The sequence below is a fragment of the Alkalicoccus chagannorensis DSM 18086 genome, assembly GCF_000429725.1.
Taxonomy (GTDB): domain Bacteria; phylum Bacillota; class Bacilli; order Bacillales; family Salisediminibacteriaceae; genus Alkalicoccus; species Alkalicoccus chagannorensis.
This window is the reverse complement of sequence record NZ_AUCK01000001.1, coordinates 356,291-378,269: the sequence shown is the minus strand read 5'-3', so window position 1 is coordinate 378,269 and position 21,979 is coordinate 356,291. Positions and strand designations below refer to the sequence as shown.

Here is a 21,979-nt window from a genome sequence, read left to right as displayed (position 1 = left end):
TACTAATAGATGGAGGTATTTTTGATGAAAATTACTGCAATCGAACCGACGCCAAGCCCGCACACGATGAAACTGACGCTGAGTGATGCGCTTCCTTCAGGTGATGCAAACAACTATAAGCCTGATACTGCGGATCAGGCACCGTCGTTTGTGAAAGATATTCTGCAGATTGAGGGAGTCAAAAGTGTTTACCATGTGGCGGACTTCATCGCGGTTGACCGTCATCCGAAAAGCGACTGGCAGACGATCCTCCCGCAGGTGAAGCGGGTGTTCGGTGAAGAAGCGGAAGAGCAGAGAGCACAAATCGATGAGCACTACGGAGAGATTCAGGTGTTCGTACAGACGTTTAAATCGATTCCGATGCAGGTACGCGTGACCGATGGAGAGGAAGAAAAAAGGGAAGCTCTTGCTGACCGGTTTGCTGCTGCCGCAGGTGAGGCTGCACTTCCGGAAGACAATATCGTCATGATGAGGCGCTGGGAGGAACAGCGTGCCAGGTATGGCGATCTTCACGAGACAGCGGTTGATGTGAAAGAGGAACTTGAAGCGTCTTATGATGAGGCAAGACTCCGGCAGCTCGTCCAGGAAGCAGCAGCACCGGAGAAGAAAAAAGTCGAACGGGACTGGCTGACTGTGACGTTGGATATGCTGGATGAACCAGACTGGCGTACTCGCTTCTCCTATCTGGATAAAATGGATCCAAAAATCGAGGATCTCCCGGTACTGGAGAAAGCACTTCACGATGAAAAGTCATCGATCCGACGCCTGGCGGTTGTTTATCTCGGGATGATTGAAACAGAAGAAGTTCTTCCGTATCTGGAACAGGCAATGGAAGACAAGTCGGTAACCGTCCGCAGAACAGCAGGCGATGCATTCTCGGATATTGGAAGCGAAAAAGGAATACCGGCTATGATCCGGGCTTTAGAAGATAAGAGCAGGCTCGTCCGCTGGCGCGCGGCCATGTTTTTGTATGAAGTCGGCGATGACACCGCGCTGCCGGCGCTGAAAAAAGCGGAAGAAGATCCTGAATTCGAAGTCTCCCTCCAGGCGAAGCTTGCAGCCGCCAGAATTGAAGGCGGCGAGGCGGCAAAAGGATCAGTATGGAAGCAGATGGCAGAAGCGTTTGATCAGGACAAGGGGGATAATGAGAATGGACAATGATATCAAAAAAGAACTCGAAGAACGGAACCTGGAAGAAGTACTGGAACTGGTACAGGACGCAGAAAAAGGGCACTTGAAGGAACTGGAACTGGCAGCACCGCTTGGACTGTTGAGAGACGAGGATCTCAATAAGCGGGTGCTGCAGTATCTTGAAGAGCAGGGTGTCGAAATCATCTATGTGGATGAGACGGATGAGTAAAGGAGGAGGCTTATGAGGGCACTCCCGGATCAGCCGCTCGCGGAGCGTACACGCCGCGTCTGGAAAATAGGCGCGGCCTTTGAATCATTATTTCTACTGTTTATCCCTGCAGGCTACTGGGGATTGATGCAGGTATGGGAACTGCCTTCATGGATCCTCTATGCTCTTGCCACTCTTTTTCTGCTTACAGCCATGTTCAACATATTTATTATGCAGACACTAAAATGGAACAGGTGGCGCTATCAGATATACGACAACGAAGTGGAACTGATGCGCGGGGTGCTGGTGAAAGAGCGCGTCATCATTCCTATGATCCGGGTGCAGCATGTCGATACACGTCAAGGACCGATTATGAGGCATTACAAACTTGCGTCGGTAACGGTCTCAACCGCTGCGACGATTCATGAAATCCCGGGGCTGCGAACGGAAAAGGCGGATGAACTGCGTGATCAGATCGCCAGACTCGCCAGGGAGGCAGATCCGGATGAATAGCTGGCAGCGGCAGCACCCCGCCGCAGTTTTTATCTCTTTCTTAAGCAGCTTGAAACAATTGCTCATCACGCTTGTCGTCGTATTTATATTCGGGCAGACATCCGACGGCATGCCGCTGTTTGTCATGCTCGGTGTCTTTGGTCTGATTCTACTCTTTGCCCTGTTGAACGGGTTCATCAGCTGGTGGCGCTTCATGTATTATCTGCAGCCTGAAGAACTGCAGGTGAAGCAGGGGCTGATTTTCCGAAAAAACCGCTTTATCCGCCGCGACCGCGTACAGAGTATTGACATTAATGCCAACATTCTTCAACGATTGTTCGGACTGGTCGAGCTTAGAATTGAGACCGCCGGGGGAGGCAGCGAACCGGAATTCCGTCTGATCGCCTTGAAACGGGAGACCGCTGAAGCGATTAAAGGAGAACTGCTTACGCGCAGAAAGAGAGAAAATCACGTTTTTGGCTATGCAGGAGAAATCAGCGAAGGAATGGATCATGTGGTGAGCCGTCAGGATCATGCTCCTGCAGCGAAGGAACCCGCGGAAACGCCAATATCCTATTCATGGGAACTTGGTATACCAAGGCTTCTCATCGCTGCGGTGACGTCCAGCGGTGTTGGCATCGCAGCTACGTTCATTGCTGCTGTCGTATCCCAGGCTCCGCAATTCCTTCCCGACTGGATTCTTAATCTGGCTGTCGGATGGATTGTCCAGTCCAGTATTGTTTATGTCGGAATGTTTTTCGTTACCGTCCTCTTGTCTGCATGGGTGTTTACGATCATCTCCACTACGTTGAAATATGGCTACTTTACCGTGAAAAAGCAGGGGAAGGATATTCATATTTCACGAGGTGTCCTGGAACAGCGTCAGCTGACGATTCAGTCAGACCGTATCAACGCCGTCCGGATTGTACAGAATCTGCTTCGTGAGCCGATCGGTTACTGTGCCGTGTATGTCGAGAGTGCAGGCGGCGGCACAAAAGACGAAGATTTATCAACGATTCTGCTGCCGCTCGTCAAGCGTAGTCAGGTACAGGACGTTCTCAAGGAGCTTGCACCACAGTATGCCCTGCAGCCGGACTATGAAGGGCTTCCGAAAGAAAGTATGAGAAGGTATATGATCAAGCTGATGATACCTACGCTGCTAGCAGCCGCCGTCCTCACGTATGCGTTCTCCTACGGCTGGATCAGCTTCCTGCTTCCCATTCTTGGAGGGCTGCTCGGTTATGTTCAGTATAGGACAGCAGGACTGACGACGATTGATGAGTATTTATGCTTGAAATCAAGAGCAGTGTCACGAAGTGAAGTCCTCCTGCCAAGACCAAGAATTCAAGACATGGGATTCTCTCAGAACCCCCTGCAGCGGCTGAATGAACTTCATACGCTGTATGTATCGGTGCTTACGACAGTGATTGGGAAAACCTTCTCCTTGAAACACATCAGTCGTACACAGCAGGAACGCTACATGCTTTGGTATTCGTATCAATACAGTCTGGGTGACGAGAACCGCATGCTGGATACAACAATGCATGAAACAGGAGAGAGTGAAGCTGAAGACGCGCCTCAAAGGTAACAGCAGCGAGATAATTTCTGCTGAGCGGGTGCCGTTCAGAGTACCTCTGCCCTGGAAGCATGCATGTCACACAGGTCCGAACAAGAGGCGGTCATTCGAAACGGCTGCAGCTGCGGCGCATGCCGTTCGCCAAGAGGATCTATGGTTGGTGCTGATGAATAAGTGCATGATGCTGAGCGAGTAAAAAAACGCTTCCGATCGTCCGTCTTGGATTGTCGGAAGCGTTTTTTCTGAAGATAGTAATAACGAAACCGGCTCACGGAAGGGAGCTGCTTCATGCTTCCTGCCATGAGTGCAGAACCCCTCTCCGTTTGTCTGCTGCTCACCGTCATGTTGATGAAACGCACATCCACGTGCAGAAAGTTTAAGATAGCCGAGTTGAACAAACGGATTTCCTCCAGATCCTATCAGGATCGCAGCAGGCTGCACGTGAGCTGAAAAAACGTGAAAAAATCGGCTTGATGCGAAAAACAACAAGCCTGCGGTTAAAGAAGGAGGGAGGAGCTGTCCGCCTGTGTGTTCAAGTATAGTAATGGATCAGTTTTCATACAAGAAGACGGCGTCTTCATGCGCTGTACGGGGAGAAACAAAAACGTCTTCTTCCCTCAAAAGGCTTGCAGCGCTTCCGCACGCCGTTCCGACCAAAAGGCGTTTTGCGCTTTTATCATCGGACGTTCAACTGAAGCCTCCCCGCGTGCCGGCTAGAGCTTCTGTCAAAGAAACAGGATAAAAAAAGAAGACTGGAAGCGTCAAAAGGGGACGTTTCCGGTCTTCTTACAAGGGTTTTCATTGCCCTCCCTAAAAAAGGGGAGGGCCTCTGGTATATCTGCTTTTTGACTCAGCTTTCGCTGTCTGACGACAACGTCGTTGCATACGTGGTGATCAGCCGTTCACCCTGGTCGGTGGTGAATTCAAATCGGTCGAACGTTTCATCCTCTTTATCATCATGAATGGTGCGCTCATAATGATGCTGCACGAGAAGCTGACTCGAGCCGTGACCATAGGTAATGAAGTTTACTCCTGCAAACGACCCGTTATCGTAAGAGGAAAGGAGCTGCATCAATAACGAATTATGGCAGTGTACGTGATACTCATGGCTGTACTGCAGGCGGGAAAGACCACGTTCAAGTGCCTGGAGCGCCGGCTTTTCCAACTCGTTTCGAAGCATTTTGTAAGGGTCAAACTGGTCCTTGTTCAAGCGGATTTCCTGACCTTCAGATACCCGGATGCTCCGTCCTTCCTTTGTTTCAAAGGTAGAATCTGCTTTAAAATAAGCAGGTGTCCACCGGCCTTTTGATTTAATCTGGAATTCAAAAGGGCACCCGTCAAGGGATAATGCATCGTCCTGCTCCTGATCATGGATCGCCAGGCCGTGCTCACCCTGGATCACGTGGTAATAGGCGAAGCTTTCCTCCTGCAGGACATGTTCCATCTGCCACTGTCGAAGTTCTTGTTGAATGATAGTTCGTACATATTCGCTCTGCTCCAGATTTTCTGTTTCTATATCCCAGCGGTATTTCAACGCTTCTGCGTAGGACTCCCGGTAGGAAGCCGTGAATTCACCATCAAATCTCGCCAGCGCTCTCCCGGGAAAGCGGACAGATTCTTCTTTCTCGTATTTCAGTGACTGGAGTCCGTTCATGTCCTCGTTTAAAGATGGAATCTGGAGGATGCCTTTGATGGTAACGACGCCCTGCCATGGTTTTTTGGGCTCTGCCTCGACATCGTCGAGCACGCCGATATAGATCCCCTGTGTACCTTCATCCACAGTAACGAGTCCACCGGTCCATTTGAATGCTTGTTCTCTATTCATTATAATCCCTCATTTATTTCATTCTCCCAATATCTTATCATTTCCTACGTTAATCTACCATTCTTCGAGACTGAAAAGCAAGACAGGCCTAAATGACTAACGCCGGGTCAGCATAAAATACAAAATAATGGATGTATTATAACAACTGGCTGACAAGCAGCGCACAATGCCCCCGGGGAGGGGGATTATGTTGCAGTCTGTAACGAAGTTAAACATAAATGTAATCGTCCAGTAGCACCATTGTCCCTGTAAGAAAAATCACAAGAAGGTATGATAGAGACAGTAGCAGTAATGAGTAGAGCCGAGGTGTCAAGATGCTGAAAACCGAATGGAAAAAGGCAAACGCAGAAACAGCATTGAAGCAGAAAATTCTGCTCGTGCAGCAGGGGAATAAAGAAGTCGAGAATGAACTGATCATCGAATACAGCCCGTTTATTAAAAGAATGGTATCCAAAGTCTGCCGCAGATTCGTGGAATCCGGCAGGGATGAGGAAATCAGCGTTGGAATGATGGCCTTTCATGAGGCCCTGCACCAGTTTGATACGAGCCGGCAGAGTGCGTTCCCTTCTTTTGCTTCTGTCGTAATCAAACGGAGGCTGATTGATTATATCCGGAAAAACAAGCGGAGCATTACGGCGCTGTCAATGGACTTTACGGAACCTTCCTGGGAAAGGAGAGAACATCCAGCAGAGGCAGAAGCTGCCTATGCATGCTACCTTGCGCAGAACCGAGCGCGGGAAGTCGAAGCCGAAATCGAAGAGCTGAAAAGAGAACTATCCAGGTTTTCCATTTGTCTGGAGGACGTCGCAGATCAGCGTCCTATTCACGTAGATGCCAGGTCGAATATGCTGCAGACAGCGAGGATGATCGCAGGCCAGCCGGACGTGGTGGAAAGACTGAAAAAGAAAGGCAGACTGCCGATGAATGAAGTCATGCGGTGTGTTGCTGTCAGTAGAAAGACCATCGAGCGGAACAGACGGTATTTGATTGCCCTCGTTGTCGTCTTCACCGGAGAATTTGAGCGTATTCAGGAATTTCTGCTGCAGCGCTGCCGCAGTTCAGAAGAGGCGGCAGCCGTCATTTAAAACATGTTCTCCTTCACATGTTCGGGGGAATAGGCTGAAGCATGCTCAGACGCTTTTCACATGGCACCTATGATTCTTTTGGAAAAGAAAAAAACAAAAACCCCCCCTTATCAGGAGGAGAGGGCGGCGACGCCAGAGGGATCAAGCGCCGTCCTCTCCTCCTCACAATGCGAAGATCATTGAAGGCAGCACTCATTCGCAGGCGTCCGCCTGCAACGGAAGAAAAGATGCCGCGGAAACGAAGCTCTACCCCAACATTTATTTTAGAACTTATAAAAACAGCTGGATGGGCTACTGCTCATCCAGCTGTTTTTGATGACGGCGCATCAGTGTCGACGTTTTTGTGTGCTGATGATCTTCCTGTTCGTAACGGAGCTGCTGTACTTGCAGGACGTGGTTCATTCTGTCCATTCTCGTTTTTTCGAGATCTTCTGTATAGCTGCGCAGATGCGTGAGCATTCTAGCCAGTGAGTTTTCCACTCTCGGCGCAGATTCCTGCCTCTGTGTGTCGGAGAGGGAGCTGAACGTGCGGATCAGATCCGGAATATCGTGCAGCATCATCCGTTTCAGTTCATAACGTTCCTCGACGGCGAAGAGGTGATATTCCTCCGTTGCCTGCTGCAGCTCTTCTTCGAGAAGAGAAAGATGTTCTGTCATCGATTCGGTGAGGCCCTTCGTTTCACGTCTGAGCTCCTGGAGAGACTGCTGCATCATGAGCGGTTCCTGCGCAGGCATTGTGGACGTGCTCTCAATGGCAGCCGGTTTCGCTTCCTGACCCGGAGGGAGCAGTTCTGTCGTTTGCCCGGAGAGGGACATGTCCAATCGGTGCAGGTGATAGAACAGTGTTTGAAAACTCTCATGACGGCGGACGCTTCGCACGTAGGTTCTGCCGCTCTTTTGATAATAAATCGTGGAGTCAGCCACTTTTCCGGATCCGTTTTCTGATTTATGGTGGGACCGGTGTACCGTAATGAATACCCGCTTTTTCATGGTCGAAGCTGATTTGTGCGTGTCGATCATTTCCACCAGAAGCTTTTTCGGTTTCATTTTGACTTTGTAGGTAAAACCCTGAATGCTCCGCTTGAATGTCTTGTTCATCCGCGGAAGTTCAGCCAGAGCTGCCAGATCCGATATAAATTCCTCCGCTTCGTAAATGAATTCACGCATATTTTCATTCATGAGTGATGGTTCATCAAGCGGCTTCATATAATTTGGCAGGAGCGGCTGGAGCCAGGCTTGTTCAAGCAGCCTGTCCCGCCAGTTCATAGCGGTCATTTGTTTCCCTCCTTCCGGCGAAGCCAGCTGTGTGCTTTACTTGAGAAGTTTCTGTTCCATCTGTTGATTCAGCTCATCCATTTCCGAGATGAACTTCTTGCTGGAGCTGATGATACGCTGGTTGGACTGTTCTGTCATTTCGATTGCAGAATAGACGTCTTCATATGCTTTGCGGAATGTTTCCATGGCAATAGCCGGTTCTTCCAGTGTCCGCATCGTTTCTTCGCTGTTGGATTTGAGCATCTCAGCATTGCTGAGGAGCATCTGTTCTGTCGATTTATTGACGCTCTGCACAGCATCGATAACCTGTCTCTGGTTACTGAGCGCCATCTGGATAGACGCTGTAACGGTGATAATGTTTTTCGTCATCGTGATGGAGTTGAAGATGGCTTCCTCCAGCTTATCGTTATTTTCAACAATAATATCGACAGAGGCAAGCGACTGCTGAAGCACGAGCACCGCCTGCTGCATGTTTTTAACACGCGAGAGCACTTTTTGCTGCCCTTTTTGTACGGGTGTAGGATCTTCCTGCCATTCCGGTTTGCGGAGTTCTTCCTCCAGCATCAGATTCAGCTGCTTGCCGACCTCGATTTGTTCATTCAGGCCGGAGATCCGGTCTTTAGCAACGTCTTTCAGCTGGTGCAGCATAACGGTATCTTCCTGCAGCTTGTCCTTTCCATGCAGCAGTCCTTCGATAATCGTGTTGACTTCGTTTTCTACAGACTGGTACTTTTGTGCGTATTTTTCAATCGGACTGCGCCGGACCATTTTCGAGAGGAATTTTTTTACTTTTCCCTGACGAAGATAATCCGGTTCGAGTTCGCCCACTGTTTCTTTCAGTTTAGAGAGCTGATCCGGCAGGCTGTGATTCGGGTCATTCATCATATCCGAGACTGGACGTTTCAGCGCTTCCAGGGATTCTCCGGCCCTTTCCTGTTCTGCCGCCCCGAGGTCATTGAGTGAATCCAGAATCTCTTCAATATTTTTCGTGTTCCGCAGTCTCGTTACATACCCTTCCGCTTCTTCGCGTCCCTGGTTGGTCTGCGGCACTCCGATATTCTGTTCCTCTTCTTTTAGAAATGAAGAAATGTCCTCATTGTTAGGAGCACTCTGCTGCTCCTGTTCTTCCTGCTGTTCTTCTGCTGTATGGTCATTGGTTTTATTTTCCTGTGTCAATTCGGCTACCCCCTTCATAAAATAAAGGCTACTCTTTTATATACGTTCCCTTTTTATCGAGGTTTCATGTATGTTTATTATAGCTTCTTCGAGAGGACGGCACAATCAATAGAGTGTAGAGGCTCCGCACATACTACGATGCATCGGCATATGATACGATAGCATACAGTTGAAAGTGGAACGGGGGATTTGATGACGACGCGCGGATGGGAACAGTTTGGGCTGCAGCCTGTTCCAGAAGATAGGAAAACATCAACGGCCTGGGATTTTATGCGGATGCAGACCGTGATCAATGTGAATGCCGGTAACATGCTTGTACCTGCTTTAGCCGTTCTGGAGGGGGGACTTTCCTTTCTGCAGGCGGTATGGGTGACGCTGCTGGGATCGGCAGCTGCCTACATCTTTGTTTCGCTGCTGTCTCTGGCCGGTTCCAGACAGGGAATTCCGGGACAGTTTGCGCTTCGTTCCATGCTCGGCAGGATGGGGGCGGTTCTGTTTGCTTCCCCTCTGCGGACCGTCACGTCATTATACTGGTTTGGCGTGCAGGCGCTCGGCGGTGCCTATTTTCTACATACGTTTCTGACGAGGGCAGGGGCATCGATTCCATTTCCGCTGCTGTCCTTTCTCCTGGCGCTTCTCATGGTAATAACGGCGCTGGTAGGCTTTGAGGCGATGAAACGCTTTTCGGCTTATTTTATGCCGGTGCTGGCACTTGGTACAGTAGCGATGTTTTTCGTATTTTTCTATTCTGGAACAGCGGCAGAAGTGACAGCGGCCGGTTCTCCTGATCCTGCGTGGCACGTCATGGTGTTTTTCGCGAGTCTGGCATTCGTTCAATACGTTTCCGGCGTTACTTCTTCCTCTGATCTTGCACGGTATGCGGTGAGTCCGGCTCAAGGTTTCTGGGGCCTGTTCGCCGGCAATGTTACAGGGTATTTTCTCACCGCTGTGCTGGGTGCCTGGACTGCTGCCGCTGCAGGGGACTGGAACGCGTTTTTGATAACAGCTGAGATGAATATCCATCCGCTGCTGACGGGAGTGATCGCTTCAGCAGCTGTCGGCAGCATGTTCATTATTAATGTTAACAATGCGTATACAGGCGGCTACAGCCTGCTCAACAGTGTTCCTGCATTAGGGAGAATGCGGGCGGCCTGCCTGTTTGGAGCCGCAGCAATTGCAGTCAGTCTGATGCCGCAGCTGGTGGAGGAGGCCGAATCCTTCATCTCCGGACTGGGAACCCTGGTCATACCATTGACGGCTGTCGTCTGTGCGGAATTTTTGATCCGGCATAAAACATGGCTGCAGCCGGCAGATCGAGCGTGGAATTTTGCAGCCTGTGCATCCATCGGAACTGGAGCCGTAGTCTATATGCTGCTGCCCCAACAGGCTGCACCCGGCTTTACTGTTTTCTTCCTTTCATTTGTTATGCAGGCTGGCTGGATTATTTTCCGGCAGAAAGAGAACCGGATTCAGCAGCAATTCAATCAGAAAGAAGGGTGATCTATGTGTATTATCAGTGTCTCGATCAAGCAGCATGAAGCCTATCCATTTGTGATGGCGGCCAACAGGGATGAATTTTATCACCGGCAGTCAGAAGGGCTCCACTGGTGGGAAGAACGTGACATTCTTGCAGGCAGAGATCTCGAACAGGGGGGCACCTGGCTCGGGGTGAACATGAACGGGGAGATCGCAGCGGTGACGAACATCCGGAATCCGGATGAATCGAAGCAGCCAGCTTCCCGTGGCTCTCTAGTTACATCCTGGCTGGAAGACAAAAAGCAATTTGACGAGAAGCTGAAACACCCGGAGAAATTTAACGGGTATAATCTGCTCTACGGGACGATGCGGGAGGTTTATTACACAACGAATGGCCAAGCTCCTGACAAGAAGCTGGCAGAAGGGGTCCACACCCTCTCCAACGCGAATATAGAATCGGCCTGGCCAAAGACGGAACGGCTGAGAGAGAATCTGCTCGATACGCATCGACGGAACCTTCAAGGGGGCGAGCTCGAAGATGCCTTGCTTCACGCGCTCGAAAACCGGGATATGTATAGCGGAGAGGACCTTCCAGATACCGGTGTTGGTATCGATCTTGAAAGAAAATTGTCTCCGGTCTACATCCACATGGACGGGTATGGAACGAGATGCAGCTCGATTGTTTATGCAGATTGGGAAGGAACCATTACGTTTCTAGAGAAAAATCAGCGGACGAAAGATATACGCAAGTACAAGTACCACGTACCGGGACTATTTGACTAATTAGCGCCGTTCATGTGTGAGGTCCGAGTGTTTGTGGTATAATATAACTACAAACGACTTCAACATCATGTTGTAAAGGACGGATGAATCATGGACCGAAAACAAGCCGGCCTTCTAACCGGAGCAGCACTCTCGACGATAGGGGTATGGTCGGCGGTATTGGTCACTGCATGGAGTGGAGGGTCCGCTGAAGACCAAGTTTCAGACAGTGTCGATCCACTCAATGATAATGATGCTGGCTATGCAGAAACGGTAGAGGATGAACAGACAGACCGCAGCATCCTTGATAACGCGTATGGTTCGGAGACAGAAGACGATGGAAAAATGGAACTAAACGATGAAGACCTGCCGGACGCAGAACAGAACCAGGAGAATAATGGTAACGCCGCTGATGACGACGAACAAGCGGAGACCTCCGGCACGCCGACGAACGAAGAAGAAACACCCGGCGAAGCAGAGCGGGATTCCGGTTCCGGTGAATCCACCGAAGTAAGAGAAGTGAGAGAAGGGGATTCGATCGGCTATGGTGATGGTGTGTCAGTCGAGGAAGTATTGGAGCGTCTGAACGACAGCGAGCAGTAAAAGCGCAGCGGTCATCCTGAACGAGAACATTTTTTACCGCGCAGGTAAAACAAGCGCCGGAAGCAGACCAGCTTCCGGCGCTTTTGTTCAAGTATAAGAATGGATAAGTTTTCATTATGGGGGACGGTGTAGCCAGCTGCTCGGGAAGCATGAAAAACTTATGCTTCCCTCAAAGAACCTGCGGTACATGCCGTTTCGACCAATAGGCGCTCTGCGCTTTTGTTCATTCCGCCGTTCATGGCAGTGGTATCGTTCAGCGCTCCTCCAGCTCTTCCGCCACCTTCCGGCCGAATGCGCCGAGCGAGCCTGTCAAGTAAGCTTCGGCGGTACCCGGCAGTGTTGATCTGCACGAAGCTTCTGCCAGCGCGTGAGGATAACCGTGTTCCGCTGCTTTCGTGGATAATCGTGATGCAGAGGTCACCGCCTCTTTAACTGCAGCTTGATTCATGGTCCATACAGCCGCTTCCTCAGCAGAGATAACCGGGGCGATACGTTCAAAAAGAAGACGGAGATGGTCTGTATGCCGCGCAGGAAGGGGTTGGTCTTCCATCACAAACGCACCGGCTCCTTCCGTTTTTAAGCGGGAAGCATGGCCCGCAAATTTCACACCAGCCCACTGATAGTCCGGGTACATGACGCGCAGTTCATCGGTATGGAGACTCGTGCTCAGGTTGACGAGAGTTGTTCTGGTTAAGTCCGCGCCGGCTGCCGAGACATCCTTGGGGAATGACTTCAGACGATCCGGCGGAAGTGCAAGCAGAAGGCAGTCCAGTCCGCTTAATGAAGGTGCTGAAATGCCGCGCATCAATCGATAAGCGCCGGCGTATCTTTCCCGCTTGTCTTCATCCGGGTGATAGAGCGCTCCCGGCATGCCTGCCAAGTTCCACTGATGCAGAAGTGCACTACCGAGTTTTCCGGCACCCGCGATGCCCCATGTTATTCGATTCATTGAAATCTCCTTTCTGGAAGGCTTTCCTAAAAATATTCCGCGTGTCCAGTCTTCTCTTTATTGGATCTGTCGCCGTATGTCCCTGTACAGCGCACACAAGGCATGCGGGCGGCAGTTTTGCGTACATGATCCCTGAGAACGGCATCTCTCTTTTACTCGAACGGGAGAGGACACGTCGGGAGTATGTCTGCCTATACCCGGGAAGCGAGGTTCTTTAAGCATGAATGCCGCTTACGTGGATCGGTTATGCGCATGTACTGGTGTTACAACGGCAGATGTGATAAAGTCGGAAGTGCAGATATCTTTGCGTTTTCCGGATGAAGGAGGGATCGTATGTTCAGTGGAATTGGTGTACCTGGACTGGTTTTAATTCTTGTCATAGCACTAGTGATTTTCGGACCGAAGAAACTTCCAGAAATCGGACGAGCTATGGGTCAGACACTTAAAGAATTTCGAAATTCAACAAAAGACCTGACGCAGGATGACGATACAGACAGTAAGAAACAAGAGTAGAAGAAGAGAAGCCCCCGCTTCCCATGCAGGGCTTCTTTTTATGTAACGATGATGCCATGAAGTACCCGGACGGGTCCGGGGATGTCTTTCCGGATGGAAAAAAGGAGTAGTCTATGGTCAAGCAGAGTATGGAAGTAACAGAACACCTGGATGAATTAAGAAAACGGATTATTCTTGTCCTTTCCGTTTTCATTCTCTCTTTTATAGCAGCCTTTATCTTCGTGCAGGACATCTATAACTGGCTGACCCTGGATGTGGATATGACGCTGGCGGTACTGGGACCGCTCGATATCATTCTGATATACTTCAGCATTGCGGCAGTTGTTGCCGCAGGAGTGACGATTCCAGTCGTGATTTTTCAGATCTGGCGTTTCGTAGCTCCCGGTCTGACAGGAGAAGAAAGAAAAGTAAGTGCGGCGTATATTCCCGTTTCCCTTCTTCTGTTTGCCGGTGGATTAAGTTTCGGCTATTTTATCGTTCTGCCGCTCGTACTGGATTTTCTGCTGGCGCTGGGAGAGGGAACGTTTGAAACGATGTTTACAGCCGATCGGTATTTTTCTTTTGTGCTGCGGATGACAGTGCCGTTTGCAGTTCTTTTTGAGATGCCGCTTGTGATTATGTTTCTTACGAGTATTGGGGTAGTGACGCCTTATGGGCTTCATAAAAACAGGAAGTATGCCTATTTCATCATCGTCATTGTCAGTGTACTCGTATCACCTCCGGATTTTCTATCCGATATTCTTGTGATCATCCCGCTGATTTTCCTGTATGAGATCAGCATTAGTCTTTCTAAAGGGGTTTACCGCAGGCGTCTGAAGAGAATCGAGGCGGAGGAATGATGGATCCGCTCTGCGTGTCAGCGGACAGTTCCCTTTTTCTGCAGAGACGAAACGGCGCCGGAAGCGTGATTGCTTCCGGCGCCGTTTTGGCCGGGATAGGAGATACCTTGCCGCTGGTAAGATGATGTAAGGCTCCGGACCGGGCACGGTCCATTTGCCGTAAACCTATGGCAGTATCACCTGGCGGCCCTCACGCAGAGCAAGATGAACGGGCCCGCTGCTGTGCTGGAGGGTTTCAAGGGCAGTAGTGATTTCATTCATGGAAGCTTCTTCGCTGCAGTCGTATTCATCAATATCAAGATGCAGCACGGGACATTCCCGGAAATGGTGAATCCATTGCTGATACCGGTCGTACAGCTCCTGCCAGAAAGCTGTCGGCGTTTCGATCTCCATCTGCCTTCCGCGTTCATGGATGCGGCGGAGAATACTGTCGAAAGAACCATTGATGAAGATGAGGACGTCCGGCTTCGGGAAATAAGGATTCATCACCATGGCTTCAAACAAGGAATGATACGTGTTGAAATCACGTTCGGTCATATTGCCCTGATCGTACTGAAGCTTGGCAAAAATACCAACATCTTCGTAGATACTCCGGTCCTGCACATAGCCGAGACCTTCTTCGTGCATCCGTTTCTGCTGCTTGAATCGTTCGGCAAGAAAATACATCTGCAGATGAAACGACCATTTGGAAAAATCCTCATAATAATCTTCCAGATAAGGATTTCCGTCGACTTTTTCAAACGCAGCGCGGAAATTCAGCCTATCGGCCAGTGCGTTGGTGAGGGTCGATTTACCAACACCGACCGTACCGGCAAGGGTGATCAGGGCATCGCTTTTAAGGTTATGATTGGGTGAAGTCATATAGGGCTCCTTTCTTACAACAGGTTCTGTTTCTTCGTTAACGCCTCTTCCAGCTGATCTGTGATTCGTTCAAAATCCTGTTCGTTTTCTACAAAGTCCAATTCATCACCGGAAATGGAAATAACGGGAATCTCCGGATAGACGCGCTGATGATCCCTCATCAGCTGGTCGTAGTCGTGGCTGAGCTGCGCGAGGTAAGCAGGGTCGATGGACTGTTCCATGTCTCGGCCTCTCTTTTGAATGCGCTGCAGCAGCGTATCCAGGCTGGCATGAAGATAGACAATGACGTTCGGCCTAGGAAGGTCATTCGTCAAAATATGATAAATTCGTTCGTACTTTTCCAGATGAGCTTCTTTGAGCGTCTGTCGGGCAAAGAGGTGGTTTTTAAAGATGTGGTAATCACTGACAACGGGATACCCTTTTTGAAGATGCGTGGTGTAAAGGTCCTCGAGCTGCTTGAAACGATTACATAGAAAGAACATTTCGGTTTGAAAGCTCCATTCATCTATGTCCTCATAAAATTTAGATAAAAACGGGTTCTCATCCACAATTTCATTCAATAAATGGTAGTCGTATTTCCGGCTGAGTTTTTGAGCGAGCGACGTTTTACCGACACCGATGGCGCCCTCAACGGCAATAAACGGAGCGTGGAATTCTCTTGTCACACAGGAAGCCTCCTTCGATATGTATACCGGGTCTTCCGTAAAAAATGAAGAAGGGGATACCCCGGTTCAAATTCGGTTGTAGTTGATCACGCAGCAGCCGCTCCTGAAGCAGCAAAAACTATTCTATCATATCCAGAGCTAGAGAAGTAGAGAGGTTGCACGTATTCATACGAGAGTCTTGAAAATGATACACGTGCGTACCTGTGTATTCATCCCGTACATCGATTCTGCCCATCCCTCCGCTGGATGAAGCAGGAACATGACAAGCAGCGGCAAGTCAGCAAAAACGTGAGGCTCGCGGGGGAAAACGAAGCCGGGTCCACAGTTGGATGGCGAGCGCAGCAGAGGTGTGACTTAACAAACGTCAGATAACTATAGTATCCTATAGATAGAGCAAATGTAAGCGTCAAGAAGTAATGGAAGGAGCTGAGAAAGTGAGCGGGCAGGTACAGATTGTAACAGACTCCACACTCGATCTAGACGAAGAACTGATCAGCAGGTACGGCATCCATGTTGTTCCTTTATCCGTAACGGTAGACGGTGTATCCTACAAAGACGGGGTGGATGTCAGCAGAAAAGAATATTTAACGATGCTGACATCAGCAGAAGAGCTTCCGAAAAGTTCTCAGCCTTCTCCAGGTGATTTTCAGGAGGTCTACGATAATTTATATCATCAAGGACACAGCAGCATCGTTTCCATCCATATGAGCAGCGGCATGAGCGGTACATATACGAGTGCGGAACAGGCGGCAGCGCTGACAGAAGCGGAAGTATCTGTGATTGATTCTGCCTACATCTCGACGGCACTCGGATTTCAAGTATTGGAAGCGGCCGTCATGGCAGCTGACGGCCGCAGCCCGGATGAGATAATAGACCGGCTGGAGCGGGTCCGCAGCAGTACGTCCCTTTACATTATGGTGGATACGCTTGAATATCTGCTGAAGGGCGGAAGAATCGGACGCGGGCGGGCGCTCGTCGGTTCCCTGCTTAAAATCAAACCAATTGCTTCGCTGGAGGATGGGGTGTACACACCGGTTACGAAAGCGAGAACCCATGCTCAAGTACTGAAGCAGCTGCAGCAGTTATTTGAAAAAGATACGAACGGGAAGACGGTAAAAGGCGCGGGCATTGCGCATGCAGGGGCCCTGGAACTCAGCGGAAAGCTGAAAGAAAAGCTTGCGCCTGCCAGCGGGGCAGAGATCAGCATCATCGATACAACACCGATTATCAGCACACATACAGGACCAGGGGCAGTAGCCCTCATGTTTTATACAGAACCAGACGAGGAGGCGTAGCTCGTGAAACATACGGGATTAGTACTGGAAGGCGGAGGAATGCGGGGCGTGTTTACCAGCGGCGTTCTGGAGTACCTCCTGGAGAACGACATCTCTTTTCCTTACGTAGTGGGTGTTTCTGCGGGAGCGTGCAACGCAGTCTCCTATATCTCCCGTCAGTCCGGGAGAAATAAAGCCGTAACCGTTGATTATGCCGAGCATCCGGATTATATATCGGTAAAACGTCTCCTGCGCCAGGGAGAGCTGTTCAACATGGATTTGATCTTTAACCAGATTCCGAATAAGGAAGAACCATTTAATTACAACCGATTTTTCTCTTCAGAACAGCTCTTCTATACTGGAGTTACGGATTGTGTATCAGGAGACACGGTGTATTTTGAAAAGCAGGAACTGTTCGATGACCTCAACAAAATTTTACGGGCATCATCTTCTCTCCCCGTAGTGGCTCCAGTCGTTGAGCATGACGGCAGAGCTTTCATGGACGGAGGGATCAGTGATCCGATTCCAATCGGAAAATCAGAAGCAGATGGAAACAGCAGACACGTGATCATACTGACACAGCCGAAAGGGTACAGAAAAACGCCGGCACGAAGAGGCATGTGGTATTTCCGGCGGAAGTATAAGGACTATCCCGGCCTGATCCGGGTCGTCGAAAACCGCTACCGTATCTACAACGACACGCTGGATAAGATTGAGAGGATGGAAGAGGCTGGAGATGCCGTCGTCATTCGTCCGGAAACTTTGTATGATGTCTCCAGAACAGAGAGAAAGAAAGAAAAGCTCGAGGTGCTTTATTGGCACGGCTATGAACAGATGAAAGAACGGGCGGAGTACATTGCCGCTTTTGTCGATGAAAAACTCGTCAAGTAACCAGCAGCTGAGGAAAGAGCTGCTTGGCCGAAGCTGCGCAGCGGTTCCGTTCAGGCCGGAGCAGTCATCCGTGTTCAGCTGCCCTGTCAGCCGGGGCCGTCTCATATTCTTATAGAGACGGCCCCATTATTCTAGTATGATATTACGTGAGTCGAACTATTTTAGAGGTCGTGTTGTTATGGGTAAACGAAATTTAATCATCATGTGGACCGCGAATTTTTTTGTTGCTGCAAGTGCCACCATGGTGCTGCCGTTCCTTTCTATATATATCGAAACGTTCGGCGATTTCAGCGACGCCTATGTGCAGCGCTGGTCTGGATTTATTTTTGGCATCACGTTTCTTGTTGCTTTCGTGGTGGCGCCGTTCTGGGGACGATTTGGAGATAAATTTGGAAGGAAAAAGATTCTGATCATTACCGGCTACGGGGTTGCTCTGACAATCATTGCTATGAGTCTGGTAGACAGCACGGCTGAATTGTTTGTTCTTCGTGCGCTGATGGGAGTAGTGACAGGGTTTATTCCTACGTCAATGGCGTTGATTTCCGCGCAGACGGCGAAGCACGAAGCCGGAAAAGTGCTCGGTACGCTGCAGATGGGGACAGTCTCCGGCGGCCTGTTCGGCCCTGTTATCGGCGGATTGCTTGCAGATGCTTTCGGCTTTACTTATACTTTTTTCATAACCGGTATTGTCATTATGGCAGCTACTACGCTTGTTGCTTTCGGCATTAACGAGTTCGTCAGAGAAGAAAATGAACCTGCCGCTGAAAAGAAATCCATGATAGAAGTCATCAAGTGGACGATCTCCAGTCCAATTCTGCTGATGGTGATGATTCTGTCTTTTGTCGTGCAGACAGCGAACTTCAGTATTCAGCCGCAGCTTGCTCTTTATGTCGGCCAGCTGACGGAGGCAGAAAACCTTGCTTTTCTTGCCGGTCTGGCGTTTTCTGTCACAGGGCTGGGAAATCTCGTGGCAACAAGAATTTGGGGTATTCAGGGCGATCGTCATGGCCATGATAAGATCGTCATGATCTGTCTTGTGCTGTGCGCATTGTTTTTCCTGCCTCAGGCGTTCGCCGGCTCGGTTTCCGAGCTGATCGTTCTCCGTTTTTTGTTCGGGATCGCACTCGGAGGCATCATTCCCTGCGCTACTGCCTATATCCGTACAAAAGCACCGATGGATATTCAGGGGGAAGTGCTCGGTTATAACCAAAGCTTTCGTTTTCTCGGCAACGTGGCAGGCCCGGCAGCTGGCGGGGCATTTGCCGGCTCGTTCGGTATTGCGTCGGTGTTTTATTTATCTACGGGACTGCTGCTGGTGATGGCTGTATTATTTTATATTGTTTACAAAAAAAGTGGATGAGCATAAAGGAGAGTCTACATGCTGTTGACGTCGAAAGAGAAAAAAATCCTGATCCGGCTGTTAAAAAAGGACAGAAGGCGTCTATTCGGCGGGGAATCAAAAGAAGACATTGATGAACTGCTGGAAAAACTGGAACAGAGCCGGAGAAATGAATCCATCAATGAAACAAAACCGTCGAAATTATAGAGGGATATCGTATGGTCATCGGCGCTCCGGTACGATATACTAACTGACGGAGTAGAAAGAGAGGTGATCTTTTGCAGTCAATCTGGAATGCCGCTGTAAAATACCACATTCGAACTGTGGTCATAATTTCTATCGTAGTTAATCTTCTGGTTGTGGCATTGTCCTTCATCCCTGGTTATGTAGGAGAGCTGCCCTTCCTGGTTACCCAGCTGCCGCTGTTGAATGCGGTCATGAATTCATTTACGTTTTTATTTCTTCTTGGTGCATTGTTTGCCATCTTAAAACGGAACATTACACTGCACTACCGGCTGATCTACTGTGCTTTTACGACAACTGCAGTATTTCTCGTCTCCTATGTAACCTTTCATTTTATGGCTGAATCGACGCCGTTCGGCGGGGAAGGCTTCATTGCCGGTTTTTACTACTTTATTCTAATTACACATATCATCCTGGCCGCAGCGATTGTTCCGCTTGCGCTGATGAGCTTCTTCACGGGGTATAAAGATATGCGGAGTGTGCATAAGAAGTGGGTGCGCTGGACGATGCCGCTTTGGCTGTACGTCAGCTTTACAGGCGTCCTTGTCTACATCATGATCAACCCGTATTATTCTTTTTAGAGATGGTTAACGTGCACAGGTCTAATCTGCTTCACGCAAAGTGAAGGGAAAGAGCAGAGACCGACACGAATGCGGCTGACGACGGCATAACGAGCCTCCGGACCTTCATCGGCCGCGGGCTCGTTTTTTGATGTGTTACGAAAGTCCGAATCATGCCTTGAAGGAGCCGTCTCCCATCTGATGGAGGAGGATGACAGGCCAGCTCTTGACAGCAGGCAGGTTTATCGGTGCTGCCGTCGGTTATACGAAGGAACGTTTCACGAAAGCAGCTGACAGCGTGCTTTATCAGCCACCCTCCACACAGCACGAAACAGAGCGGCTCCTTCCCGGAGCCGCTCTGTTTTTTACTTTTCGGCATGCATGATTTCCGCTCCGTGGATCTTAATTATCGTCCATCGTGGAAAGATCCCCTGTCGGTTCATCAAGCTCCCATGCTTTGAGCACACGACGCATGATTTTCCCGCTCCGCGTTTTCGGCAGGTTATCGCGCACCTCAATTTCACGGGGAACGGCGTGAGCTGCCAGTTCTGATTTAATAAACTTTTTAATTTCGTCTTTCAATTCGTCCGATTCCTCATACCCGGAGCGAAGAGCGACGAAAGCTTTGATGATGTGACCGCGGATCTCATCCGGCTTCCCAATGACGCCAGCTTCAGCAATGGCCGGATGCTCAACGAGTTTACTTTCAATTTCAAACGGACCTACCCGCTCGCCGGCAGTCATGATGACGTCGTCATTTCGACCCTGGAACCAGAAGTAGCCGTCTTCATCCTGATAAGCAGTGTCTCCAGAGACGTACCACCCTTTGATTGCAAAATATTCGTTGAACTTCGGTTCGTTATTCCAGATTTTACGCATCTGTGCAGGCCACCCAGTTTTAATGGCCAGGTTGCCCATCTCGTTCGGCGGGAGGACATTGCCCTGATCATCAACAATCGCAGCATCAACGCCTGGGATCGGTTTTCCCATGGAGCCTGGTTTAATCGGCTCTGTCGGGTAGTTACAGATGAGCATGGCTCCTGTTTCTGTCATCCACCATGTATCATGAATACGGAGGTGAAAGACCTCCCATCCCCAGCGGACAACTTCCGGGTTCAACGGCTCACCGACACTCAGAATGTGGCGGAGAGAGGAAAGGTCGTGGTTGTCCAGCGTCTCCTGAGGCGCTGCCATAAGCATACGGAACGCAGTAGGGGCGCTGTACCAGACGCTTACGTTGAATCGATCAATCGTTTTGTACCAGTCATCCGGCGAAAAGCGTCCGCCGCGGACGACGTTGGTCACGCCGTTGAGCCATGGACCGAATATACCGTACGACGTCCCCGTGACCCAGCCTGGGTCAGCTGTACACCAGTACACGTCATCTTCGCGGAGATCCAGCACCCATTTCCCAGTCTGATAATGCTGGAGCATTGCGTAATGGACGTGGTACACGCCTTTTGGCTTGCCAGTAGAGCCGGATGTGTAATGAAGAATGAATCCATCTTCCAGATCCACCCATTCGATTGCACTGTCATCTTTTGAAGCCGCTTTCATTTTTTCGTCAAAATCAATAAACCGTTCGTCTTCACCAGCCTTGGATGCAGCACCGGAGAGCGCGATCATTTCCAGATCGGGCAGATCGTCTATCGGTATCCGGGAGAGAAGCTCATCTGATGTGACGATCATTTTAGCACCACTGTCCTCGAGGCGTGCTTTCACAGCATCGTGCATAAAAGCTTCGAAAAGCGGTCCGACGACAGCACCGATCTTTACCGCACCGAGCAGAGCAAAATAAAGCTCCGGACTTCTCGACATAAAGATGAAAACGCGGTCGCCTTTCTTGATTCCAAGATCCCGCAGAGCATGTGCTGCCTGATTGGTTTTTTCTTTCATCTCAGCGAAGGTATAAGATTCCTCGCGCGATGCATCGGAGTAGAGCAGTGCCGTTTTGTCACCTCTGCCTTCCTCCACATGACGGTCTATTGTTTCGTACGCTATGTTTACATTTCCGGTTTTGTTCCACGTAAATACTTCTTTCGTCTGCTCCCAGTCGAAGGTTTCTCTCGTCTTTTCGTAATCTTCGAGCTGAAAGGATCCTTGTGCTGCCTCTAGTACTTCCATGCGGACACCTCCAATAAATGTTAAAACCTACAATATCATCATACCTCACCTTGTTCAGAAAATTCAATCGTAATATTCAAATTACCGAGGTCCCCCCCTGGCAGGCTGACCG

At 49.8% G+C, this 21,979-nt stretch carries 22 protein-coding genes; 15 read left to right on the top strand and 7 right to left on the bottom strand.

Annotated elements, in window-relative coordinates:
* The first annotated feature begins 24 nt into the window (after positions 1-24).
* The 4 genes from G477_RS0101875 to G477_RS0101860 are packed head-to-tail and all read left to right on the top strand — an operon-like array spanning position 25 to position 3,419.
* Positions 25-1,161, top strand: a complete 1,137-nt coding sequence (locus G477_RS0101875) for a conserved virulence factor C family protein (protein ID WP_026696488.1) — start codon at positions 25-27, stop codon at positions 1,159-1,161.
* Positions 1,151-1,360, top strand: a complete 210-nt coding sequence (locus G477_RS0101870) for a hypothetical protein (protein WP_035210852.1) — start codon at positions 1,151-1,153, stop codon at positions 1,358-1,360. Before G477_RS0101875 ends, G477_RS0101870 begins: the two co-directional genes overlap by 11 nt.
* Before the next feature lie 12 nt (positions 1,361-1,372).
* On the top strand, positions 1,373-1,852 hold the full coding sequence (locus tag G477_RS0101865; protein WP_026696486.1) for a PH domain-containing protein: 480 nt from the start codon (positions 1,373-1,375) through the stop codon (positions 1,850-1,852).
* On the top strand, positions 1,845-3,419 hold the full coding sequence (locus tag G477_RS0101860) for a PH domain-containing protein (protein ID WP_026696485.1): 1,575 nt from the start codon (positions 1,845-1,847) through the stop codon (positions 3,417-3,419). Before G477_RS0101865 ends, G477_RS0101860 begins: the two co-directional genes overlap by 8 nt.
* 838 nt (positions 3,420-4,257) lie before the next feature.
* On the opposite strand, the gene G477_RS0101855 is transcribed toward G477_RS0101860, so the two are convergent.
* A complete protein-coding gene (locus G477_RS0101855) occupies positions 4,258-5,232 on the bottom strand; it encodes a DUF2777 family protein (protein ID WP_026696484.1) in 975 nt (324 codons plus the stop codon).
* A gap of 314 nt (positions 5,233-5,546) precedes the next feature.
* On the opposite strand from G477_RS0101855, the gene sigI reads away from it, so the two are divergent.
* The gene (gene sigI / locus G477_RS18435) at positions 5,547-6,317 is read left to right on the top strand and encodes an RNA polymerase sigma-I factor (protein ID WP_051287600.1); all 771 of its coding nucleotides are present in this window, start codon (positions 5,547-5,549) and stop codon (positions 6,315-6,317) included.
* Between the two features lie 291 nt (positions 6,318-6,608).
* On the opposite strand, the gene G477_RS0101845 is transcribed toward sigI, so the two are convergent.
* Together G477_RS0101845 and G477_RS0101840 are read right to left on the bottom strand one after the other, a co-directional pair.
* The gene (locus G477_RS0101845) at positions 6,609-7,592 is read right to left on the bottom strand and encodes a hypothetical protein (RefSeq protein ID WP_026696483.1); all 984 of its coding nucleotides are present in this window, start codon (positions 7,590-7,592) and stop codon (positions 6,609-6,611) included.
* Positions 7,593-7,628: 36 nt separating this feature from the next.
* A complete protein-coding gene (locus tag G477_RS0101840) occupies positions 7,629-8,591 on the bottom strand; it encodes a toxic anion resistance protein (protein WP_415783232.1) in 963 nt (320 codons plus the stop codon).
* 369 nt (positions 8,592-8,960) lie between these two features.
* Between G477_RS0101840 and G477_RS0101835 the strand changes: the two genes are divergently transcribed.
* The 3 genes from G477_RS0101835 to G477_RS0101825 all read left to right on the top strand — a co-directional run bounded on the left by G477_RS0101835 (position 8,961) and on the right by G477_RS0101825 (position 11,609).
* Positions 8,961-10,268, top strand: a complete 1,308-nt coding sequence (locus tag G477_RS0101835) for a purine-cytosine permease family protein (protein WP_035210848.1) — start codon at positions 8,961-8,963, stop codon at positions 10,266-10,268.
* A gap of 3 nt (positions 10,269-10,271) precedes the next feature.
* Positions 10,272-11,027, top strand: a complete 756-nt coding sequence (locus tag G477_RS18430; RefSeq protein ID WP_051287599.1) for an NRDE family protein — start codon at positions 10,272-10,274, stop codon at positions 11,025-11,027.
* Positions 11,028-11,117: 90 nt separating this feature from the next.
* Positions 11,118-11,609, top strand: coding sequence for a hypothetical protein (locus G477_RS0101825; RefSeq protein WP_026696480.1), 492 nt, complete (start codon positions 11,118-11,120; stop codon positions 11,607-11,609).
* Between the two features lie 253 nt (positions 11,610-11,862).
* Here G477_RS0101825 and G477_RS0101820 read toward each other — a convergent pair whose 3' ends face one another.
* Positions 11,863-12,558, bottom strand: a complete 696-nt coding sequence (locus tag G477_RS0101820; protein ID WP_026696479.1) for a hypothetical protein — start codon at positions 12,556-12,558, stop codon at positions 11,863-11,865.
* 333 nt (positions 12,559-12,891) lie between these two features.
* Here G477_RS0101820 and G477_RS0101815 point away from each other — a divergent pair, with 333 nt between their 5' ends.
* Positions 12,892-13,071, top strand: a complete 180-nt coding sequence (locus G477_RS0101815) for a twin-arginine translocase TatA/TatE family subunit (RefSeq protein WP_026696478.1) — start codon at positions 12,892-12,894, stop codon at positions 13,069-13,071.
* A 113-nt stretch (positions 13,072-13,184) separates the two neighbouring features.
* Positions 13,185-13,910, top strand: a complete 726-nt coding sequence (gene tatC, locus G477_RS0101805; protein ID WP_026696477.1) for a twin-arginine translocase subunit TatC — start codon at positions 13,185-13,187, stop codon at positions 13,908-13,910.
* Between the two features lie 165 nt (positions 13,911-14,075).
* Here tatC and G477_RS0101795 read toward each other — a convergent pair whose 3' ends face one another.
* Both G477_RS0101795 and G477_RS0101790 read right to left on the bottom strand, forming a co-directional pair.
* On the bottom strand, positions 14,076-14,771 hold the full coding sequence (locus G477_RS0101795) for a deoxynucleoside kinase (RefSeq protein WP_026696476.1): 696 nt from the start codon (positions 14,769-14,771) through the stop codon (positions 14,076-14,078).
* Positions 14,772-14,785: 14 nt separating this feature from the next.
* Positions 14,786-15,436, bottom strand: coding sequence for a deoxynucleoside kinase (locus tag G477_RS0101790; protein ID WP_026696475.1), 651 nt, complete (start codon positions 15,434-15,436; stop codon positions 14,786-14,788).
* Positions 15,437-15,870: 434 nt separating this feature from the next.
* On the opposite strand from G477_RS0101790, the gene G477_RS0101785 reads away from it, so the two are divergent.
* The 5 genes from G477_RS0101785 (at position 15,871) to G477_RS0101765 (ending at position 19,764) form a co-directional block, all read left to right on the top strand.
* Complete coding sequence (locus G477_RS0101785; protein WP_026696474.1) at positions 15,871-16,731, top strand: DegV family protein; 861 nt, start codon at positions 15,871-15,873, stop codon at positions 16,729-16,731.
* Between the two features lie 3 nt (positions 16,732-16,734).
* A complete protein-coding gene (locus G477_RS0101780; RefSeq protein WP_026696473.1) occupies positions 16,735-17,601 on the top strand; it encodes a patatin-like phospholipase family protein in 867 nt (288 codons plus the stop codon).
* Positions 17,602-17,779: 178 nt separating this feature from the next.
* Positions 17,780-18,961, top strand: a complete 1,182-nt coding sequence (locus tag G477_RS0101775) for an MFS transporter (protein WP_245575335.1) — start codon at positions 17,780-17,782, stop codon at positions 18,959-18,961.
* Positions 18,962-18,979: 18 nt separating this feature from the next.
* Complete coding sequence (locus G477_RS21345; protein WP_170203809.1) at positions 18,980-19,147, top strand: hypothetical protein; 168 nt, start codon at positions 18,980-18,982, stop codon at positions 19,145-19,147.
* 80 nt (positions 19,148-19,227) lie between these two features.
* Positions 19,228-19,764 (top strand): DUF420 domain-containing protein, encoded by a 537-nt coding sequence (locus tag G477_RS0101765; RefSeq protein WP_026696471.1) that lies wholly within the window; start codon positions 19,228-19,230, stop codon positions 19,762-19,764.
* A 381-nt stretch (positions 19,765-20,145) separates the two neighbouring features.
* Here G477_RS0101765 and acsA read toward each other — a convergent pair whose 3' ends face one another.
* Positions 20,146-21,867, bottom strand: coding sequence for an acetate--CoA ligase (gene acsA / locus G477_RS0101755; RefSeq protein ID WP_026696470.1), 1,722 nt, complete (start codon positions 21,865-21,867; stop codon positions 20,146-20,148).
* Positions 21,868-21,979 lie beyond the last annotated feature (112 nt).

What these genes read in the sequence shown, in the direction of transcription:
- G477_RS0101875 (WP_026696488.1), top strand. Translation starts at nt 25, where the DNA reads ATGAAAATTACTGCAATCGAACCGACGCCAAGCCCGCACACGATGAAA.
- G477_RS0101870 (WP_035210852.1), top strand. Translation starts at nt 1,151, where the DNA reads ATGGACAATGATATCAAAAAAGAACTCGAAGAACGGAACCTGGAAGAA.
- G477_RS0101865 (WP_026696486.1), top strand. Translation starts at nt 1,373, where the DNA reads ATGAGGGCACTCCCGGATCAGCCGCTCGCGGAGCGTACACGCCGCGTC.
- G477_RS0101860 (WP_026696485.1), top strand. Translation starts at nt 1,845, where the DNA reads ATGAATAGCTGGCAGCGGCAGCACCCCGCCGCAGTTTTTATCTCTTTC.
- G477_RS0101855 (WP_026696484.1), bottom strand. Translation starts at nt 5,232, where the DNA reads ATGAATAGAGAACAAGCATTCAAATGGACCGGTGGACTCGTTACTGTG.
- sigI (WP_051287600.1), top strand. Translation starts at nt 5,547, where the DNA reads ATGCTGAAAACCGAATGGAAAAAGGCAAACGCAGAAACAGCATTGAAG.
- G477_RS0101845 (WP_026696483.1), bottom strand. Translation starts at nt 7,592, where the DNA reads ATGACCGCTATGAACTGGCGGGACAGGCTGCTTGAACAAGCCTGGCTC.
- G477_RS0101835 (WP_035210848.1), top strand. Translation starts at nt 8,961, where the DNA reads ATGACGACGCGCGGATGGGAACAGTTTGGGCTGCAGCCTGTTCCAGAA.
- G477_RS18430 (WP_051287599.1), top strand. Translation starts at nt 10,272, where the DNA reads ATGTGTATTATCAGTGTCTCGATCAAGCAGCATGAAGCCTATCCATTT.
- G477_RS0101825 (WP_026696480.1), top strand. Translation starts at nt 11,118, where the DNA reads ATGGACCGAAAACAAGCCGGCCTTCTAACCGGAGCAGCACTCTCGACG.
- G477_RS0101820 (WP_026696479.1), bottom strand. Translation starts at nt 12,558, where the DNA reads ATGAATCGAATAACATGGGGCATCGCGGGTGCCGGAAAACTCGGTAGT.
- G477_RS0101815 (WP_026696478.1), top strand. Translation starts at nt 12,892, where the DNA reads ATGTTCAGTGGAATTGGTGTACCTGGACTGGTTTTAATTCTTGTCATA.
- tatC (WP_026696477.1), top strand. Translation starts at nt 13,185, where the DNA reads ATGGTCAAGCAGAGTATGGAAGTAACAGAACACCTGGATGAATTAAGA.
- G477_RS0101795 (WP_026696476.1), bottom strand. Translation starts at nt 14,771, where the DNA reads ATGACTTCACCCAATCATAACCTTAAAAGCGATGCCCTGATCACCCTT.
- G477_RS0101775 (WP_245575335.1), top strand. Translation starts at nt 17,780, where the DNA reads ATGGGTAAACGAAATTTAATCATCATGTGGACCGCGAATTTTTTTGTT.
- G477_RS21345 (WP_170203809.1), top strand. Translation starts at nt 18,980, where the DNA reads ATGCTGTTGACGTCGAAAGAGAAAAAAATCCTGATCCGGCTGTTAAAA.
- acsA (WP_026696470.1), bottom strand. Translation starts at nt 21,867, where the DNA reads ATGGAAGTACTAGAGGCAGCACAAGGATCCTTTCAGCTCGAAGATTAC.